17 protein-coding genes and 1 tRNA gene are annotated in these 19,420 nt (G+C 69.1%); 9 read left to right on the forward strand and 9 right to left on the reverse strand.

Annotation, left to right across the window (positions count from 1 at the left end; translation table 11 throughout):
- Window positions 1-64: 64 nt before the first annotated feature.
- The 6 genes from O2L01_RS16555 to O2L01_RS16580 all read right to left on the reverse strand — a co-directional run bounded on the left by O2L01_RS16555 (window position 65) and on the right by O2L01_RS16580 (window position 5,780).
- The gene (locus tag O2L01_RS16555) at window positions 65-1,156 is read right to left on the reverse strand and encodes a DUF222 domain-containing protein (RefSeq protein WP_270123085.1); all 1,092 of its coding nucleotides are present in this window, start codon (window positions 1,154-1,156) and stop codon (window positions 65-67) included.
- A gap of 339 nt (window positions 1,157-1,495) precedes the next feature.
- Window positions 1,496-2,038, reverse strand: coding sequence for an RNA 2'-phosphotransferase (locus O2L01_RS16560; RefSeq protein WP_270123086.1), 543 nt, complete (start codon window positions 2,036-2,038; stop codon window positions 1,496-1,498).
- 46 nt (window positions 2,039-2,084) lie between these two features.
- Window positions 2,085-2,465, reverse strand: coding sequence for a DUF1304 domain-containing protein (locus tag O2L01_RS16565; protein ID WP_270123087.1), 381 nt, complete (start codon window positions 2,463-2,465; stop codon window positions 2,085-2,087).
- Between the two features lie 50 nt (window positions 2,466-2,515).
- Window positions 2,516-3,310, reverse strand: coding sequence for an FHA domain-containing protein (locus O2L01_RS16570; protein WP_270123089.1), 795 nt, complete (start codon window positions 3,308-3,310; stop codon window positions 2,516-2,518).
- Window positions 3,311-3,407: 97 nt separating this feature from the next.
- Window positions 3,408-5,213: a serine/threonine-protein kinase gene (locus O2L01_RS16575; RefSeq protein ID WP_270123090.1), complete on the reverse strand. Its 1,806-nt coding sequence runs from the start codon at window positions 5,211-5,213 to the stop codon at window positions 3,408-3,410.
- A gap of 147 nt (window positions 5,214-5,360) precedes the next feature.
- A complete protein-coding gene (locus tag O2L01_RS16580) occupies window positions 5,361-5,780 on the reverse strand; it encodes a Rid family hydrolase (protein WP_270123091.1) in 420 nt (139 codons plus the stop codon).
- Between the two features lie 90 nt (window positions 5,781-5,870).
- Here O2L01_RS16580 and O2L01_RS16585 point away from each other — a divergent pair, with 90 nt between their 5' ends.
- Complete coding sequence (locus O2L01_RS16585; RefSeq protein ID WP_270123092.1) at window positions 5,871-6,341, forward strand: MarR family winged helix-turn-helix transcriptional regulator; 471 nt, start codon at window positions 5,871-5,873, stop codon at window positions 6,339-6,341.
- Window positions 6,342-6,430: 89 nt separating this feature from the next.
- On the opposite strand, the gene O2L01_RS16590 is transcribed toward O2L01_RS16585, so the two are convergent.
- Window positions 6,431-6,922: a hypothetical protein gene (locus O2L01_RS16590; protein WP_270123093.1), complete on the reverse strand. Its 492-nt coding sequence runs from the start codon at window positions 6,920-6,922 to the stop codon at window positions 6,431-6,433.
- A 214-nt stretch (window positions 6,923-7,136) separates the two neighbouring features.
- On the opposite strand from O2L01_RS16590, the gene O2L01_RS16595 reads away from it, so the two are divergent.
- Genes O2L01_RS16595 through O2L01_RS16605 form a run of 3 tightly spaced genes read left to right on the forward strand, consistent with a single transcriptional unit; the run spans window position 7,137 to window position 8,731 of the window.
- Window positions 7,137-7,739 carry a molybdopterin-dependent oxidoreductase gene (locus tag O2L01_RS16595; RefSeq protein ID WP_270123094.1) on the forward strand — a complete coding sequence of 201 codons (603 nt, stop codon included), beginning with the start codon at window positions 7,137-7,139 and terminating at the stop codon, window positions 7,737-7,739.
- A 4-nt stretch (window positions 7,740-7,743) separates the two neighbouring features.
- Window positions 7,744-8,451, forward strand: coding sequence for a ferredoxin reductase (locus O2L01_RS16600; RefSeq protein ID WP_270123095.1), 708 nt, complete (start codon window positions 7,744-7,746; stop codon window positions 8,449-8,451).
- Between the two features lie 13 nt (window positions 8,452-8,464).
- On the forward strand, window positions 8,465-8,731 hold the full coding sequence (locus tag O2L01_RS16605; RefSeq protein WP_270123096.1) for a DUF6510 family protein: 267 nt from the start codon (window positions 8,465-8,467) through the stop codon (window positions 8,729-8,731).
- A 106-nt stretch (window positions 8,732-8,837) separates the two neighbouring features.
- Here the strand turns inward: O2L01_RS16605 and O2L01_RS16610 are convergent.
- Window positions 8,838-8,914, reverse strand: a tRNA-Leu gene (locus tag O2L01_RS16610).
- Between the two features lie 282 nt (window positions 8,915-9,196).
- Here O2L01_RS16610 and O2L01_RS16615 point away from each other — a divergent pair.
- The 4 genes from O2L01_RS16615 to coaE all read left to right on the forward strand — a co-directional run bounded on the left by O2L01_RS16615 (window position 9,197) and on the right by coaE (window position 15,701).
- A complete protein-coding gene (locus O2L01_RS16615) occupies window positions 9,197-9,814 on the forward strand; it encodes an ANTAR domain-containing response regulator (RefSeq protein ID WP_153024992.1) in 618 nt (205 codons plus the stop codon).
- Window positions 9,815-9,964: 150 nt separating this feature from the next.
- Window positions 9,965-12,664 carry a DNA polymerase I gene (polA, locus tag O2L01_RS16620; protein ID WP_270123097.1) on the forward strand — a complete coding sequence of 900 codons (2,700 nt, stop codon included), beginning with the start codon at window positions 9,965-9,967 and terminating at the stop codon, window positions 12,662-12,664.
- A gap of 246 nt (window positions 12,665-12,910) precedes the next feature.
- Entirely contained in the window at window positions 12,911-14,407 is a 1,497-nt protein-coding gene (gene rpsA, locus O2L01_RS16625) for a 30S ribosomal protein S1 (protein ID WP_270123098.1), read from the forward strand.
- A 103-nt stretch (window positions 14,408-14,510) separates the two neighbouring features.
- Window positions 14,511-15,701: a dephospho-CoA kinase gene (gene coaE, locus O2L01_RS16630; protein ID WP_270123099.1), complete on the forward strand. Its 1,191-nt coding sequence runs from the start codon at window positions 14,511-14,513 to the stop codon at window positions 15,699-15,701.
- A gap of 107 nt (window positions 15,702-15,808) precedes the next feature.
- On the opposite strand, the gene O2L01_RS16635 is transcribed toward coaE, so the two are convergent.
- Window positions 15,809-17,209, reverse strand: a complete 1,401-nt coding sequence (locus tag O2L01_RS16635; protein ID WP_270123101.1) for a hypothetical protein — start codon at window positions 17,207-17,209, stop codon at window positions 15,809-15,811.
- Window positions 17,210-17,287: 78 nt separating this feature from the next.
- Between O2L01_RS16635 and uvrB the strand changes: the two genes are divergently transcribed.
- Window positions 17,288-19,348, forward strand: a complete 2,061-nt coding sequence (gene uvrB, locus O2L01_RS16640; RefSeq protein WP_270123102.1) for an excinuclease ABC subunit UvrB — start codon at window positions 17,288-17,290, stop codon at window positions 19,346-19,348.
- Window positions 19,349-19,420 lie beyond the last annotated feature (72 nt).

Below are 19,420 nucleotides of genomic sequence, written 5' to 3' on the forward strand. Positions count from 1 at the left end.
CGCAGCGCAAAATGCCCATGATATGGTGGTTTACCTGCGGGAACGCGGTTAGTGAAACTGTCGCCTACGGGCAGCCTTCCGGCTGCTCAAGCTCCAGCTTCCTGCGCAGCGAAGCGTTCGGCAAGCGCATCGCCCTGCCCAGTTCCACGGCTTCACCGGTCGTGTAGTTGAAGACCGAGGGGATGACCCCGGCTTCGCAAGCGAGCAGGCGGGCACGGGCAACGCTGATCGGCTGGCCTTCCAGGAGGGGGAGGCGGCCGGTGTCCTTGCCCTGCAACGTCTCGATGTCCACCACCAGATCCAGGGTGGCAGTGTGCCCATGCCGGGTGGCCGCCTGCGGGGAGGACCCGTACCCGGCCAGGAGCTGGTGCAGGGCTTCGGCATTGCGGTTCGCCTGCGCGGGCAGGAGCCCTTCGCCTTCGTCTTCGCTGGTGCTCTCGGTGTCTTCTTGGCGGGGCGGCGGGCAGGCGGTCTTCAGGTACTTGTCCAGCAGCCGACCGGTCGCATCCGAGAGCGTGCCTTCCAAGTGCCACATGCCATTGCCGGTCTCGGTGAGTTCGAGCCGCTGGAGGGACTGCTCACCCAACTCGTCGAACAGTTCGGTCTCTTCGGCGATCGATGCCCACAGCTCATCCAGGTGCCGCCGCAGGTCTTTGAAGGAAGCATGGGCGCAGTACTCAGCCACCATGGCCTCGGGAGTCGCGCACTCCACCGAGGCATCAAAGGGCGAAGCAACCGGGGCCCTGAAGGGGGTGCGGGCGAACAGGCGCATGGCGGGGGTCTGGTCGAGTTGGCGGACGGCATAGGCGACCTGGTCGATCCTGGCCGTTCCCGTCGTTGCCGCTTTGGCCAGGATCCGGAACTTCCCGGAGAGCCGGGCGATGGCCGCGATGGATCCTGCCGTGTTGAACGTGAAGTCGAACTGGGAGAGCAGGAGGTCCCTGAGGGCGGAGAACCCGAACTCGGAGCGGTGCAGACCCTGCTCCTTCATGGCGATCACGGAGGAGAGGACCTGGGTGTGGAAGGCATTGATACCGGCAGCGGCTTCATCGAGGGCCGATCGGATCGCGGCGGCCTGAGAGCGGCGGTCGGAGGAACCGGCGAGGATCGAGACGGGGGAGGGAGTCGGAGTGGTGTGGGTGTTGCAGTGGGCCATGGGTCTCGCCTCCTCACCTGTTCTCGAATGATCTGCCTGTTTTCGCTTCCTTGTTCGTACTTCAATGATGACATCCCACCGCGCTGGTGTCATCACCCGATAGAGTGAACATTCCATAGAGGACTATCAATGTCCGCCCCGGCCCGCCCCGCCGCCACCCGCAAACATCCTGGGATGCAAGGAAAACCGAGAGGGGATCACCCCGCATCCCCCGCGCTGCCTGTCAGCCGCTGGGCACACCCACCCGCCCTCAGACCTCTTTGTCGCTGCCCGCTCTAACCTCAATAGACACGGCGCAGCAAGCATGAAAGGCGCGGCAAACCGACCGCCCCGCAATCCTCAGTCCCGGAGCGCGATCGCCCACGACGGCACGTGCTCGGTGAGCCAGACGCCGTTCTCGGACTTGTAGAACGTGAAGCCCGCGCCGACCATCCGCTGGGCGTCGACGACGAGAACGACGGGCTTGCCGCGGCGCGAGCCGACCCTGATCGCGGTCTCGTGGTCGGGGGAGAGGTGCACGTGGTGCCGGTCCATCGGCTTGAGGCCCTCGTCGAGGATCGAGGCGACGAAACCGCCGGTGGTCCCGTGGTAGAGCACGGGCGGCGGGACGACCGGGACGAGACCCAGGTCGACGTCCACGGTGTGGCCCTGGTTGGCGCGGATCCTTCCGTCGCGCAGGGCGAACCGCTGCTTGTCGTTGCGGAGCACGACCTCTTCGAGCTCGTCGCGGGTGACCTTGAAGTTCCGGTCGTCGAGCGCCTTGAGCAGGACGTCGACGTCGACCCACCCCTGTTCGTCCAGTTCGATACCGATCCGGCCGGGGTCGTGGCGCAGGTGCCGCGAGAGGTACTTGGAGACCTTCACCAACCGTCGTTCGTCCACTTCGCACTCCGATCGACTTGAGGGACCGCCAGACTACCGCGGCACCCTACAGCTGCGTCAACGCGAAAATCAGGGCCAGCGCCGGGAACAGGCCCTGCTTGAGCGCCGCGGAGGCCATCGAGCGGTCCTTGAGGACGAGCACGAGGGCTGCGCCGAGCATCGAGGCGCACGCGAACACGATGAGCGTCATGCCGACGGTGTTCTCCGACTGCACCACCGCGACCCCGACGAGCGCGCCGATCGCGAGGAACAGGTTGTACCAGCCCTGGTTGAACGCCCAGGAGCGGACGGTCTCGACGTTCGCAGTGTCGACGCGGAACACCCCGTGGTGCACCTTCGGGTCGGAGAAGCGCAGGCATTCCATGACCCAGATGTAGACGTGGAGGAGGCCCGCGAGGGCGGCGAGAATCTGGACTGCGATCAACATGGACAGCATTCTCCCCGACGCGCCGCGGCGATGTCGCCGGTCGGGTCCGTTCAGTCCGCTTCGAGCACGAGGAGGTCCGGCGGCACGAGGGTGCGCGTGCGCAGAAGCTCGCCCACGAGGTTGTGGTTGAGCATGTTGCCCACCGGCTCGCCGACCTCCTCGCGGGTCAGGCCGGGCACGCCCGCGGCCGAGAGTCGCTTGCGCACCTTGGTCACGAGGTGCTCGGCCTTCTTCGGCCCCCAGCCCTCGCGCGGGTGCAGCTCGGCGAGTTCGGCGGCGACCTGCTTCCAGGACACGGGCTGCGGGTAGGCGTCGTGCAGGAGGTACCGCTGGGCGAGGCAGACGAGGGCCAGCCGCTCGTCCGCGTCGAGCTTCCACGGCCGGTCCTTCAGCGTGGCCGCCTCGGGCGCGGGCGTCGGCAGGCGCCCGTCGACGCCGGCCACGTACAGCTCCACGAGGTGCCGCCGCCGGGATGTGCCGCTGATGAACACGGGCGTGTACCCGGTCTCGAGCGGGAAGGACTCGTCCTCGGGGAAGAGCATGCGCGCGCCGGGGAGCTGGAGCGGCAGGTGCCCGGTGTTGGCGAGCCACCAGTGGTCGCCGCGGCGGGCGAGGCGGCCGTGGCTGCGGCTGACGCGGCGGTCGTCCTCGCCCACGCACACGTGCACCTCGGGCCGGTTGCGTCCGAACAGGACGACGCGTTCCTCCTTGGGACGGAACCGAACCCCGCCGGAGACGGAGAGGGCGTAGATGGTGCCCGGCTCGGACTCGGGCACGCCGAACGCGAGGCTGGCGTGGTTCGACGGGAGCGGTTCGAGCCCTTCGACCTGGGGGATGTCGGTCATGTCGACCTCCTTTCCGGCTCCAGCCTGGCACGGCCGTTCGGGACGGGTCCCGAGCCGCGTCGCCCGCAATGGACGCGAGCGCGGACCGCAAGCGGCGCTACGTGTCCGGCAGGGCCTCCGCGGCGGACCGGGCCAAGGCGACGCCGAGGTCGCACAGGTTCTCCGGCCGGTCGTCCTCGTTGCCGATCACCAAGATCCGCACGTATTCGGCGGTGATCTCACGGTCCGGTCCGGCGCTGGTGAACTGGCGGTGGATGACGCTGATGAGGCAGGTGCCGGAGTCCCAGTGCTCGCCTTCGTCGTAGGCGACGCGGCCGTCGAGGGTGAGGCGTTCGCCGTCGTCGGCTTCGGGCGGGTCGTCTCGGTCGAACAGGAGGCGCACCTTGGTGGTGCTGGTGGTGCTGACCCACTGGCAGGTCCAGTCGCCGAAGCCCTCGATCGGGTCGTCTGCGGCGACGCCGGGGAACTGCTCGAGGGCTTCGTCGTCGAGGAGGCCGCACGCGTCGAGGTGGAACAGCGACGCGGGGTCCTCCTCGTGCTCGCGTCGCGCCACGGGGCCTTCCTCGGTGAGCCGGGCGACGGCCGCGGCGGCGGCGGTGTCGATGACGGCGCAGACGTCGCTGTCCTCGCCGGGGTCCTGCTTCGCCAGCATCTCGGCGAAGTGCTCGCCGTCGGGGAAGACGAGCGTGCGCACGCACTCGTCGTGGGCGCCTTCGTCGCTGATGATGCCGAACTCCCCGTCCATCGTGACCGGGCCGTCCTGGTTGGGGTCGCCGTTCGTCTCGTAGAGGTAGAGGTTGAGGTCGACGCCGCCGGTCTCGTTCTCGATGCGGAGGTCGCAGGCCTCGAAGGCGCCGTCGTCGGTGTCGATCTCGGTGGATCCGTAGGCGTTCAGGGCTGCCTCGTCGTACAGCGCGCAGGGGTCGGCGGTGGTCGGGTCGCCGATGAAGTCCCAGGGGTCGAGTTCGGCGGCTTCGCCTTGCGGCGCTTTGTTATCGCCTTCGGGCAGGACGTTCCAGACGGCGGCGGCGAGGAGGACGAGGGCCGCGGCGGTGGCCCCGGACCAGAGCCAGGACCGGCGCAGTCGCACGGCGCGCCCGGCCCCGGGCGCCGTCTCGCCGCCGATCCGCCCGAGTTCGACGCGGGCCTCGTGGATCTTGATGCGCCGCTTCGGATCGGTCTGCAGGAGCCGGTCGAGCAGCGGCGCGAGCGCCCCGGCGCGCTTGGACTCGACCCGCTCGCCCTGCGCGGTCCGCCACAGCAGCGAGTGCGCGTTGCCCTCGCCGAAGGGGGAGGTGCCCTCCACGAGGTGGAAGACGGTGGCGCCCAACGAGAACACGTCGGCAGCGGGGGTGAACTTGCCGCCCCGCACCACTTCGGGGGCGACGTACCCGGGAGTGCCGGTGACCGCGCCGGTCCCGGTGAGGGTCGGCTCGGCGTGGACCTGCCTCGCGATTCCGAAGTCGGCGAGTTTCGCGTGTCCCTGTTCGGTGACCATGACGTTCGCGGGTTTGATGTCGCGGTGGAGGATCCCCTTGGCGTGCACCGCCTCCAGGCCTCCGGCGAGCTGCGCGCCGTACCGCGCGGCCGTCTCGACGGTCACCGTCCCGGTGTCCGCGAGGGTCCGGCCCTGCACGTACTCCATGACGATCCACCAGTCGCCGTCCTCCTCGACGGCGTCGTAGACCGTGACCACGTTGGGGTGGTTCACGCTCGCGAGCACCTCGGCCTCGCGGCGGACCTTGGACGCGGCGGCCGCGTCCCCGCCGCTGAGGGCCCGCTTGAGCGCTACCGACCGCTCGCGCAGCCGCAGGTCGGCGGCGCGCCACACCTGCCCCTGGCTGCCCGAGCCCAGGCGCTCCTCCAACCGGTACCGATCGCCCACGACCTGCCCAGCGCGCAATCGTCTCTCCGCTCACTGAAAACCAAGCTCACCGAAAACCCGAAACGCCCCCATGTGTCGCGCTCCACATTAACGCACCGAAGCGACGCAAACCCGACGCGGGAATGCGGCCTCGGACAACGGCTCCCCGCAGCTCGTGTTCCCGGGTCAGTCCTGCCCGAGCTCCGCGGTCACCCGGATCTCGACGCGCATCTTCGGGGCGCCGAGCGCGGCGACCCCGATCTGGGTCCAGATCGGCGCGCGGTCGCCCATCCGCAGGCGGAACTGCTCGGCCATGACGCGGGTCGGCCGTTCGCCGATGAACGTGTCGTCGTCGGGCAGATGGTAGGAGTTGACGTGCACGACGTCCCGCCAGGTCGCCCCGGCCGTGTTGAGCGCCTTCTCGACGTTGTCGAAGGCCCGCACGATCTCCGCTTCGAGGTCCTCGGGGAAGGTCAGGTCGTCGTCCCACCCGCCCTGCCCCGAGATCTCGACGCGGTCGCCGATCCGCAGCGCCTGCCGGTAGTGCAGCATCGCCTCCAACTTCTCGCCCGCGCCCTGCGTGACGAAGAATGCCGGCTTGCCCATGATGGTCTCCCTACATTGACTTCAACCTTGAAGTAAACCTAGCATGATGGCTTCAAGGTTGAAGTCAACCCTCGTGGGTATATTGCCACCATGACCGAACCCGCCGAGAAGCTCTGGCTCGACCCCGAGGAGAAGGCGGCCTGGACCGGCGCCGCCTCCCTCGCCTGGCTCCTCCCGGGACGGCTCGAAGCGCCGCTGCAGAAGGAGTTCGGCCTCACCCTCTTCGACTACCTGACCCTCAGCCACATCTCCGAGGCCCCCGGCCGCCGCCTGCGCATGAGCGAACTCGCCTACCTCGCCAACGGCTCCCTCTCGCGCCTCTCCAACGTGGTCAAACGCTTCGAGCAGCGCGGCTGGGTCGAGCGCTCGCCCGATCCCGACGACGGCCGCTACACGATCGCCGCGCTCACCGACGCCGGCTTCGACGTCGTGGTCGCCGCCGCCCCCGTCCACGTCCGCTCCGTCCGCGAATTCGTCCTCGACCCCCTCGACGCCGAGGACCGGCGCGCCCTCGCCCGCATCGCCGCGAAGCTCGCCGTCCGGCCCGAAGACCTCGCCTGACGCGCTGGGCCGCAAGGGCTGCCGCATGCACGGGAACGAGAAACGCCGCCGACCGGATGACCGGTCGACGGCGGACGCCGTGGTGTCGACTAGATGTTCTCGACGACCTCGTAGGTGCCGTCGCTGTTGTTGTCCTCGGCGTACGTGTCCAGGAAGCCGTCGGCGTCGGTGTCGGCCTCGACGGTGTTGACGTAGCCGTCGCCGTCGGTGTCGACGCCGGTCGTGTCCAGGTACGTGTCGCCGTCGGCGTCCACGGTGATCGTCTCCGCGTACCCGTCCCCGTCCTCGTCGGTGGTGACCGTGTCGACCCAGCCGTCGCCGTTCATGTCGGACTCGATGGTCTCGGCGTAGCCGTCCCCGTCGTTGTCGTACGAGGTGGACTCGTTGACGCCGTCACCGTCGACATCGGTGTCCGCGATCGAGGAGTAGACGTCGTCCGACGACGTGTCGTCGGCGTAGGCGTCCTCGGTGTACGAGTCTTCCGTGTACGAAGTCGAGTCGTCCGCGGAGAAGTCGTCCGCCGAGTCGGTGCCGTAACCGTCAGTGGTGTAGTCGTCTTCAACCGTGTCGAATTCGCTCATCGCTAGCCCTGCCTCGGGATTGAGAAGTGTTCGGTGCTGTCGTCGAAAACCATAGATCCCGCCCGCAAGGCCCATCCTCCCCGGTTCGTGCCACTAGCGAATCCCGAACCGCCCCATCACCCACAGCCATCCTGACAGCCGCGCCCGCCGATTGATTCCCTGCATTCGGTGCCTCCTTCGGGGCCGGCTCGTAGGATGGCGGCGGGAGGCGGGCATGAGCGGACTGACACCGGGGTTCCGAGGGCATCGGCGGATCGAGAGCGACCGGGTGCCGCCCGGGCAGTACCTCACCGAGGACTTCCCGGTGCTCAGCGCCGGGCCCACGCCCTCGATCGGCACCGACGACTGGACGTTCACCGTCGTCGCCGAGACCGGCGAGCGGCACGTGTGGGACTGGCGGCAGTTCGCGGCGCTGCCGCAGGAGACCCCGACCGCCGACATCCACTGCGTCACCAGATGGTCCAAACTCGACACGACCTGGAAAGGCGTCTCGATCGACACCCTGCTCGCCGAGGTCGACACCACCGCGGACTTCGCCGTCGTCCACACCTTCGACGGCTACACCACGAACATGCCGTTCGCCGACATCACCGACGGCCAGGCATGGGTGGTCACCGAGTACGAAGGCGAGCCGCTGGCGGCCGAGCACGGCGGGCCCGCCCGGTTCCTGCTGCCGCACCTGTACTTCTGGAAGTCCGCGAAATGGGTCTCGGCGATCACCTTGCACGACGAGGACAATCCGGGCTTCTGGGAGCGCGCCGGCTACCACGACTACGGCGACCCCTGGCTCGAGCAGCGCTACCAGTCGGGGTGGTGACCCGATGTGGCAGAAGGCTCGCCTCGTCGAGCGCAGAGTCGAGACCGCCTCGGCCACGACGCTGGTCTTCGAACCGGAGCAGTGGGACGGGCACCTGGCGGGGCAGCACGCCGACATCCGGTTGACGGCCGACGACGGTTACCAGGCCGTCCGCTCCTATTCGCTCGCCGCTCCGGCCCGGGACGGCCGGATCGAGTTCACGGTCCAGCGCGTGATCGACGGTGAGGTCTCGCCGTACCTGTGCGACGACCTGCCCGAAGGCGCCTACGCCGAGATCAGGGGACCGGTCGGCGGCTGGTTCGTCTGGAGAGAGGCCGACACCCGGCCGGTCATGCTCGTCGCCGGCGGGTCGGGCATCGTCCCGCTCCAGGCGATGATCCGCCAGCGCCGCGCCGTCGCCTCGCGAGTCCCGTTCCGGCTGCTGTATTCAGTGCGTTCCCCGGCGGAGGTCATCTACTCCGACGAGCTCGCCCGTCCCTCCTTGAACGGCGGCCTCGAGACGTCCCTGCTCTACACCCGCGAGGCACCGCCCGAGGTGAGGCGCCCGCTCGGCCGGATCGGCCTCGCCGACATCACCGCCCACGGCTGGCCCCCCGAGTTCGAACCCGCGTGCTTCATCTGCGGCCCAGCGGGTTTCGTCGAAGCGGCCGCCAAGATCCTCATCGCCCTCGGCCACGACTCGCACCGGATCAAGACCGAACGCTTCGGCTGACCAGGAGGACACGATGAACGACCACATCGACGGCAACATGCTCGCCGGGGCTCTCTGGCAGGTCTTCCGCCCCGACATCACTGCGGCGCAGGCGCGCTGCGCGGGGTGCGGCATGGTCGGACCGGTGGCGGGCCTGACCGTCTATGCAGACGCCCCGGGCACGGTGGCCCGCTGCGTCAGATGCGAGCAGGTGAACCTCCAACTGGTCCAGAGCCCGACCGACCTGTGGCTCAGCACGACCGGCCTGTCCTTTCTCCGCTTCCGCATCCCCGGGCAGTAGGCCTCCGGCAAAGGCCTTGGCGCGCGGTCGCCCAACAGAAAATCGCCGCTCCTCAGCGTTGCAGCTGGTGAACGGCGATTTCGAGAGTCGCACTCTGTGCTGTGTCTGGTAGCCCGGGTGGGATTCGAACCCACACTGTACGGGTTTTGAATCCGTCTTCTCTGCCAGTTGGAATACCGGGCCGGACACCGGTCAGTGCTCCGGAGCCGGTGCAAATGATACCCGGTGCGGCGGGGCGCCCGGCCCACCGGTCCTGGGCGGGAAACGAACCCGCACCGCACGCCGTCCGCACTCCCGATCCGGGCGCGCAAGGCGGGTTGCCCCGCTCACGTTCCGGTTCCATCGTCCGAAACGCTCGGCATAGGAACGTGCGACCGCAACACACGGCGGCTAAGCTAGCGTCCTGGTGTGCCGGAACCGACGCACGCCCCCACGTCCATTCGCGCACGAAAGGTACGGACCCGCATGACGAGCAAGGCCGCCGAGGAGCCCCGCAAGCGCGTGCTCATCGCCGAAGACGAGGGGCTCATTCGCCTCGACCTGGCCGAGATGCTCACCGAGGAGGGTTACGAGGTCGTGGCCGAGGCCGCCGACGGTGAAGCCGCCGTCCGCCTCGCCCAGGAGCACCAGCCCGACCTGGTCATCTGCGATATCCAGATGCCGATCATGGACGGCCTCCAGGCCGCGGAGAAGATCGTCTCCGCGCGCATCGCCCCGGTCGTGATCCTCACCGCCTTCAGCCAGCGCGACCTCATCAGCCGCGCCCAGTCCGCGGGCGCCATGGCCTACCTCGTGAAGCCCTTCCAGAAATCCGACCTCGTCCCCGCGATCGAGCTCTCCCTCACCCGCTTCGCCGAGATGACCGCCCTCGAGAAAGAGGTCGCCAACCTCACCGAACGCCTCGAGGTCCGCAAGCTCGTCGACCGCGCCAAAGGCCTGCTCATGACCCAGTACGGCATGGCCGAGCCCGACGCGTTCCGCTGGATCCAGCGCGCCGCGATGGACCACCGCCTCTCCATGCGCGCCGTCGCCGAACGCGTCATCGCCGAAGCCGAGCAGAAGGAAGCCCAGGAAGCCGAATAGGCCCCTAGCGCACACAAGGCCCGCGTCCTCCGCAGCATTCACGGCTCGCAAGCTTCGCCGAGGGGGGACGCGGGCCTTAGCGCTGCCCCCGAGCCACGCCGTCACCGGCTTGTGCCGGACTTGTCGGACCCACTCGCTAGGCTCGGGGACGTGACCGCTTCGCAATCGCGCCTGCTCCTGATCGACGGCCATTCGATGGCCTACCGCGCGTTCTTCGCGCTGCCCGCCGAGAAGTTCGCCACCGACGACGGGCAAGTCACCAACGCCGTCTACGGCTTCGCCTCGATGCTCATCAACCTGCTCAAGGCCGAGGAGCCCACCCACGTCGCGGTCGCCTTCGACATCTCCCGCAAGTCCTTCCGCACCGAGGAGTACGCCGCCTACAAGGACGGCCGCGGCGAGACCCCCCAGGAGTTCAAGAGCCAGATCCCGATCATCCAGGAGCTCCTGGACGCCTTCGGCATCCCCTGGCTGACCAAGGAGAACTTCGAGGCGGACGACATCATCGCCACTCTCGCCACCCGCGGCGAGGCCGCCGGGTTCGCCACCCTCATCTCCTCCGGGGACCGCGACGCCCTCCAGCTCGTCAACGAGGCCACCACCCTCCTCTACCCGGTCAAGGGCGTCACCGAGCTCGCCCGCTACACGCCCGAGGCCGTCGAGGCGAAGTACGGCGTCACCCCCGACCGCTACCGCGACCTCGCCGCCCTCGTCGGCGAGAAGGCGGACAACCTCCCCGGCGTCCCCGGCGTCGGACCCAAGACCGCCGCCAAGTGGATCGTCAAGTACGGCTCCCTCGACGGCCTCGTCGCCAAGGCCGACGAGATCACCGGCAAGGCCGGGCAGAGCCTCCGCGACAACCTCGACGACGTGCTCCGCAACCACCGCCTCAACGGCCTCGTCTGCGACCTCGAGCTCGACAGGACCGTCGAGGAGCTCGCCTGGGAGGGCTGGTCCGTCTCCGAGACCAACCGCCTCTTCGACGCCCTCCAGTTCCGCGCCCTCGGCGAGCGGCTCAACGCGAACCTCGCCGCCAAGGCCGTGGGCGCCGCCGCCGTCCCGGCCGCCGAAGTCGACCACACCGAAGCCGCCGCGCTGGTCCCCGGCGGCCTCGCCGCCTGGCTCGGCGCCCGCGCGGGCGACATCGCGATCGCCTTCTCCGGCACCTTCGCGTCCGGCGCCGGCTCGTTCGACTCGATCGCGCTGGCCCAAGGCGGCCAGGCGCTCTGGTTCGAGCCGTCGCAGCTCGACGCCGAGGACGAGTCGACGTGGGCGGCGTGGCTCGCCGACCCGGCGAAGAGCAAGGTCGTGCACGACGCGAAGGCGTTCCTGTGGGGCGCCGACGCCGCGGGCTGGCCCGAGGTGCAGGGGATCAAGGCGGACACGGTGATCGCCGCGTACCTGCTCAAGCCCGAGCAGCGCTCGTACGCGCTCGGCGACCTCGCGATGCAGTTCCTCGGCCGCGAACTGGAGACCCCCGAGTCCCCGGCCGACGACGGCGCCCTGCTGGGCCTCGATGCGGCAATGAACGACGGCACCGCGAAGCTCGAAGCCGACTGCGCCGCGGCCGCGGTCATCAGCGACCTCGCCGCCGAGCAGACCGCGCGGCTCGCCGACCGGCACCAGGCGCACCTCGCCGAGGCCATGGAGTACCCGCTCGCGGGCGTCCTGGCGCGCATGGAGATCCTGGGCATCGCCGCCGATGAGGGCCACTTCGCGGACATCGAGTCCGGGTTCGCGATGCAGTCGAAGGAGGCCACCGAGCGCGCTCACGAGATCGTGGGCCGCCCGTTCAACGTCGGCTCGCCGAAGCAGCTCCAGGAGATCCTGTTCGAAGAGCTGGGGATGCCGAAGACCAAGCGCACCAAGACCGGTTACACCACCAATGCCGAAGCGCTGCAGCAGCTCTACGTGAAGACCCAGCACCCGCTCCTGGAGCAGCTGCTGCGGTTCCGGGACGTGGAGAAGCTCAAGCAGATCGTCGCCACGCTGCGCGCCACGATCCAGACGGACGGGCGCATCCACACCACGTTCCACCAGACCGTGGCCGCGACGGGCCGCCTCTCCTCGGCCGACCCGAACCTGCAGAACATCCCGGTCCGCTCCGAGGCCGGCCGCAACATCCGCGCCGGGTTCGTGGTCTCCGAGGGCTTCGAGTCGCTGATGACCATCGACTACAGCCAGATCGAGATGCGGATCATGGCGAGCCTGACGGGCGACGAGGGCCTGATCGACGCGTTCGTCTCGGGGGAGGACATCCACAACGCGGTCGCCGCGAAGGTCTTCGCCGTCGCGCCCGAGGCGGTCACCGCCGAGCACCGCCGCAAGATCAAGGCGATGTCGTACGGCCTCGCCTACGGCCTGTCCACGTACGGCCTCAGCCAGCAGCTCGGCGTCTCCACCGAGGAGGCCCAGCAGCTGTCGAACGACTACTTCGCCCGTTTCGGCAAGGTCCGCGACTTCCTCCACCGCACCGTCGAGGAGGCCCGCAAGACCGGGTACACCGAGACGATCATGGGCCGGCGCCGCTACTTCCCGGACCTCACCTCGGACAACCGCCAGCGCCGCGAGATGGCCGAGCGGGCCGCGCTCAACGCCCCGATCCAGGGCAGCGCCGCGGACATCATGAAGACCGCGATGCTCGGCGTCGACCGCGAGCTGCGCTCCTCCGGCCTCGCCTCGCGGGTGCTGCTGCAGGTGCACGACGAATTGGTGTGCGAAGTCGCACCCGGTGAAGCGAACGCGCTCGAAACGCTCGTCCGCGAGCAGATGTCGAGCGCCGCCGAACTCGCGGTACCGCTCACGGTCTCCGCCGGATTCGGCGAGTCCTGGGAAGCCGCCGCCCACTAGCGGGTCAAGGCGCCGCTTGCCGGCCTCAAGTGTTCGTGGCTGTCGACACGAGCCCCCGGCCCGGACTGGCGCGCCGTAATCGCGCACGGTAACCTGGGATGGCCTGGGCATGTCCGCGTCCTCAGAAGGGAGCAGGGCGCGTTGCCAGCGGCAAGGGCGGCCCGGGGAACGAACTGCGAGCATTCGCGTCTTGCGAGGGCGCGGGCGCGAGCCCACGAATCTTACGTATCCGGAGCACCAGCCCACATGACGAGCAGCATCGAGGCCACCTCGAGCAACGCTGAGAACAGCACCACGGTCGAAGAAACGTTTTCCGACGAGGAGCTCCTCGCCGCGATCGACGCGACCATCAAATACTTCAATGACGGCGATATCGTCGAAGGTACCGTCGTCAAGGTCGACCGGGATGAAGTCCTGCTCGACATCGGCTACAAGACCGAGGGCGTCATCCCCTCGCGCGAGTTGTCGATCAAGCACGACGTGGACCCCGAAGACGTCGTCTCTGTGGGCGATCACGTTGAGGCCCTCGTCCTCCAGAAGGAGGACAAGGAAGGCCGTCTGATCCTCTCGAAGAAGCGCGCGCAGTACGAGCGTGCGTGGGGCACCATCGAGAAAATCAAGGAAGAGGACGGCGTCGTTCGCGGCTCGGTCATCGAAGTGGTCAAGGGCGGTCTCATCCTCGACATCGGCCTGCGCGGCTTCCTGCCCGCGTCCCTGGTCGAGATGCGTCGTGTGCGCGACCTGCAGCCGTACGTCGGCCGCGAGCTCGAAGCCAAGATCATCGAACTCGACAAGAACCGCAACAACGTGGTCCTGTCGCGTCGCGCCTGGCTCGAGCAGACCCAGTCCGAGGTCCGCACCGAGTTCCTCCACCAGCTCGCGAAGGGCCAGGTCCGCAAGGGCACGGTCTCCTCGATCGTCAACTTCGGCGCGTTCGTCGACCTCGGCGGGGTCGACGGCCTGGTGCACGTCTCCGAGCTGTCCTGGAAGCACATCGACCACCCGTCCGAGGTCGTCGAGGTCGGTCAGCCGGTCGAGGTCGAGGTCCTCGAGGTGGACCTGGACCGCGAGCGCGTCTCCCTGTCGCTGAAGGCGACCCAGGAAGACCCGTGGCGCCAGTTCGCCCGCACCCACGCGATCGGTCAGATCGTCCCGGGCAAGGTCACCAAGCTCGTTCCCTTCGGCGCGTTCGTGCGCGTCGAGGACGGCATCGAGGGCCTGGTGCACATCTCCGAGCTGGCCGAGCGCCACGTGGAGGTGCCCGAGCAGGTCGTCAAGGTCGGCTCCGACGCCATGGTCAAGGTCATCGACATCGACCTGGACCGTCGCCGGATCTCGCTCTCGCTCAAGCAGGCCAACGAGGCCTTCGTCGAGAACGAGGAGCAGTTCGACCCGACGCTGTACGGCATGGCCGCGCAGTACGACGACCAGGGCAACTACATCTACCCGGACGGTTTCGACTCCGAGACCGGCGAGTGGATGGAGGGCTTCGACGAGGCCCGCGAGGAGTGGGAGCGGCAGTACGCCGAGGCCCGCACCCGCTGGGAGGAGCACGGCAAGCAGATCGCCGAGCGCGTCATCACCGAGGCTCCCGCCAAGCCCGCCGAGGGCGAAGCGGCCCCCAAGGGCGAGAAGAAGGGCGGCAAGGCCCCTGAGAAGAAGTCGGCCCCGGCCGAGCCTCAGGGCACCCTGGCCACCGACGAGGCGCTCGCGGCTCTGCGCGAGAAGCTCGCCGGCAACTAGGCCCGAGGCGACTGCCTCCGCAAACCGGCGGTAGTCGCTCGTTCAGCTGAAATACACACTGCCCGTCCCAGGCTGTTCGCCTGGGGCGGGTAGTGTTTTATTTGTGCTTAGAGTCGCATTGACAGGTGGCATCGGAGCCGGTAAGAGCACGGTCGCAGCGAAGCTGTCCGAACTCGGAGCCCGCGTCGTGGACGCGGACGCCCTCTCCCGTGAAGTCGTCGCCCCGAACACCGAGGGGCTGGCCGCGGTGGTCTCCCGCTTCGGACCGGAGGTCCTCGACGCCGACGGCGCGCTCGACCGCGCCGCGCTCGCGACGATCGTCTTCGACAGCCCGCACGCTCGTGCGGAGCTGGAGGCGATCGTGCATCCGCGGGTCCGGGCCCGCGCCCGAGAACTCACCGACGCCATGCCCGACGACGCGATCGTCGTCCAAGACATCCCGCTCCTGGCCGAGACCGGCCAGGCGCCAGGCTTCCACCTCAACATCGACGTGGAGGCGCCGCGAGAGCTCAGGCTCGAACGGCTCGCCGAGCGGGGCCTGCCCCGTGAAGACGCCATCCGGCGCATCGACGCCCAGGCCTCCGACGCGGAGCGCCGCGAGGTCTGCGACGTCGTCCTCCACAACGACGGCGACCTCCACGAACTCGAACATCGCGTGAAGCTCCTGTGGGACGAGCGCATCGTGCCGTTCGCCGAGAACCTCCGGCTGGGCCGGTACGAGCCCCGGCCCGACAAGCTCCAGCTGGTTCACTCCGACCCCGAATGGGCGCACCGCTTCGAGCACCTGGCGGCCCGCATCCGCCGGGTCATGGGCCCCAGCGCGGTCCGCATCGACCACGTCGGCTCGACCGCGGTGCCGGACTTCCCCGCGAAGGACGTCATCGACATCCAGGTCACGGTCGTGGCGCTCCCGCTCGTCGACGCGTTCGAGGACGCCCTGGGCGACGCCGGGTTCTTCGGGAAGGTCGGGCAGGACACGCCCAAACCGGAGTTCCCGTCGGCCGAGGAGTGGGAGAAGCGCTTCTACGGCTACGCCGACCCGGGCAACATCGCCCACATCCACTTCCGGTCGATCGAGACCCCCGGGCAGCGGTTCGCGCTGCTGTTCCGCGACTGGCTGCGCGACGACCCGCAGGCCCGCGCCGACTACGCCCACGTCAAGGGCGTCCTCGCCGCGAAGTTCGACTCCACGCGGGACTACACCGAGGCCAAGGAGTCGTGGTTCAGCACGGAGGCCTGGCCGCGCGCGAACCGCTGGGCCGAAGAGACGCACTGGCACGCCCCGGTCTGTTAGCGGAGGTGATGCAGACGGGCCCGGCCGTTGTCGGCCGGGCCCCGTCGTATGCCTTCTCCGGTCAGCCGGTCAGCCGGTCAGCCGGTCGCCTCGGCTCCCGTTGCGGCTCAGCCGATCTGCTCGGCGAGCTCCCACGGGATCTCGACCATCGGGAAGTCCTCATCAGACAGTTCGGCGCTCGCGACGCCGTAGTACGACATCATCTCGACCTCGCTGAGCCGGTCGCCGCTGAGGTGGTAGCGGAAGGCCGACTGCCCGGGAGCGGCCTCGGCGTCCCCGGCGACCGGGAACTCGACCACGTTCACCGTGCTGCCGTCGACCTCGTCGACCCGCAGGAGGAACGCCTTCTCGGCGATCGCCTCGGTGTCGTCGGACTCCTCGGAGGCCATCTCGAGGAGCCGGAACACCAGCGACTCGACCGGCCCGAAGTGGTCCGCCGCGTCCTCGTCGGCGAGCGCGTGCGCCTCCCAGCCCTCGGTCGGCGGTGTCTCGGGCAGGTCGTCGCCCTCGGCCGGGACCGTGGCGTACCCGCCGGGGCGGGCCAGGAACAGCCGCTGCCCGTCCGCGTCCGTCAAGTGCAGGTACGCGGTCATGGTGCGCCAGTCGATCGTGCCGCTGCCGGTGGTCATCTGCCCGTCGCCCGTCGGCACGGTCAGTTCCACCTCGGCGGTGTCCTCCCAGTTGCCCTGCCGCACTTCGGCGACGGTCTCGGCCAGGTCCTCGTCGACGGCCGCGGGCGCGATCGCCGGGCCGCCCAGCACGTCGGCGGCCACGAGCCCGCTCGCGTCGAACGCGACGTCGCGCAGGAAGTCCACGGCCGAGAGGTTCGTCTCGCCCGTGTTCACCTGGAACCGCCGCAGGTCCCCGTCGCCGTCGAGCGAGTACAGGGCCTCGGGGCTCGCCGCGCCCTGCTCGTTCGTCTCCACCATGATCGGGGCCCGGAAGGAGTCCACGGGCTCGCCGTCGATGATCCCCTCCTCCCGCCACGTGGCCTTCTCCGCCAGCTCGGCCGGGTCGTCCGCCTCGGCGGCAGTGAGCGTGAACAGGGACGACGCAAGGATGTCGATGGTCGTCTCGAGCGGCGTGGTCGCCCCGGAGAGCATCTGCCGGGTCGTCCAGCCGTCCTCGGGGACGCGCACCTCGCCGAAGGCCGCCTCATCGTCCGCGTGCGTCGCGATCAGGCCGGGGATGGCCTGGACCAGCCGGTGGCCCTCGCCGTCCGGCACGCGCGCGTACAGCATCGGCACCTGCCAGTCGAGGTACCCGTCGGCGGTCACCGTCTTGCCGTCCAGCGGCACGCCGATGCGGATCGCGACCGGGTCGGCGCCGTGGTTGCGCTCGCGCATCCCGGCCAGCAGCGCGGCCTCCTCCTCGTTCACAGGCCGCTCGGCGTCCGACCGGCCCGGACTGCAGGAGACGGCGAACCACCCGGCGACGGCGATCGCGATGAGGAGGGCCATGACCCACATGAGGGCCGATTTCCAGGGAACTGCGGTAGTGGAGCTCACGCAGGGACCAACGAGTCGGACCGTGAAAAGTCACCGCCGATCGCGAAGTGTGTCGTACCCCGGCGCTACGGTTGGGCCGTGGCATTCGATATTCCGCGCGCCGAGGGGCGCTTCGAGGTGGTAGCCGACTGGGAGCCGTCGGGGGACCAGCCGACCGCGATCGCCCAACTGACCGAACGCATCGAACGGGGCGAGCGGGACGTGGTCCTGCTCGGCGCCACCGGCACCGGCAAGTCGGCGACGTCCGCGTGGCTGATCGAGCAGCTCCAGCGGCCCGCGCTGGTGATGGTCCACAACAAGACCCTCGCCGCGCAGCTGGCGAAGGAGCTGCGCGAGCTCCTGCCGAACAACGCCGTCGAGTACTACGTCTCGTACTACGACTACTACCAGCCCGAGGCCTACGTCGCGCAGTCCGACACCTACATCGAGAAGGACGCCTCGATCAACGAGGAGGTGGAGCGGCTGCGCCACCGCGCCACCTATTCGCTGCTGACCCGCCGCGACGTGGTCGTGGTGGCCACCGTCTCGGCGATCTACGGCCTGGCCACCCCCGCCGAGTACCTGGAGCAGGCCACCGAGGTCGCGATCGGGCAGGAGTGGGACCGGGACAAGCTGCTGCGCCGCCTCGTCGACGTCCAGTACGGCCGCAACGACGTCGCCTTCACCCGCGGCACCTTCCGGGTGCGCGGCGACACGATCGAGATCATCCCGGCCTATGAAGAGCTGGCGATCCGCATCGAGATGTTCGGCGACGAGATCGACCGGCTCTACTACCTCCACCCGATCACCGGGGACGTGATCCGCGAGGTCGACCGGGTGCTCATCTTCCCCGGCTCGCATTACGCCACCGGCAACGAGCGCATGGCCCGCGCGATCCGGGACATCGAGGTCGAACTCGAGGAGCGGCTGACCGAGCTCGAGTCCCAGGGCAAGCTCCTGGAGGCCCAGCGGCTGCGGATGCGCACCGTGTTCGACCTGGAGAACATGAAGCAGACCGGCACCTGCAACGGCATCGAGAACTACTCGCGGCACATCGACGGCCGCCCGGCCGGCACCCCGCCGCACACCCTCCTCGACTACTTCCCCTCCGATTTCGTGACCATCGTCGACGAGTCGCACCAGACCATCCCCCAGATCGGCGCGATGCACGAGGGCGACGCCTCGCGCAAGCGCAACCTCGTGGACTTCGGCTTCCGGCTGCCCAGCGCGCTGGACAACCGGCCGCTGCGCTTCGACGAGTTCCGCGAGCGCGTGGGCCAGAGCGTGTACCTCTCGGCCACCCCCGGCAAGTGGGAGATGGAGCAGACCCGCGGCCAGTTCGTGGAGCAGGTCATCCGCCCCACCGGCCTGGTCGACCCGCACGTGGAGGTCCGGCCGACCAAGGGCCAGATCGACGACCTCATGCACGAGATCGGCGAGCGCGCGAAGAAGGACGAGCGCGTCCTCGTCACCACCCTGACCAAGAAGATGGCCGAGGACCTCACCGACTACTTCATGGACAACGGCATCCGGGTGCGGTACCTGCACTCCGAGGTCGAGACCCTGCGCCGGGTCGAGCTGCTTGGGGAGCTGCGCCGCGGCGACTACGACGTGCTCGTCGGCATCAACCTCCTGCGTGAAGGCCTCGACCTGCCCGAGGTCTCGCTCGTGGCGATCCTCGACGCGGACAAGGAGGGGTTCCTGCGCTCGGCCACCTCGCTCATCCAGACGATCGGCCGCGCGGCCCGCAACGTCTCCGGCACGGTGCTCATGTACGCGGACAACCTCACCGATTCGATGAAAGCCGCGCTGGACGAGACCGACCGGCGCCGCGAGAAGCAGATCGCGTACAACAAGGCGAACGGCATCGACCCGCAGCCGCTGCGCAAGCGCATCGGCGACATCATGGAGGACCTGTACGACTCGGCCGCCGAGACCGCGAAGGTCCTCGAGGACGACCCGTGGGCGACCCTCCCGAAGGGCAAGCGGGAGCAGGGCGCCGGGAAGGTCCGCTCGGAGATCCTCAAGCAGCTCGAGGAGCGGAACGAGCAGATGCTCGCGGCCGCAAGGGAACTCAGGTTCGAACTCGCCGCCGCCTACCGCGACGAGATCACCGATCTCAAGCGCGAACTCCGCGAGATCGACGAAGCGGGCGCTTAGCCGCCCGCGCCCGTGCAGCGGGTGAAATGTCGGGTCCGGGCCTCAGCCGCCGAGGGGAGGCCCGGTCGCCGT

This window comes from Glycomyces lechevalierae, assembly GCF_027622945.1.
GTDB lineage: Bacteria > Actinomycetota > Actinomycetes > Mycobacteriales > Micromonosporaceae > Glycomyces > Glycomyces rutgersensis.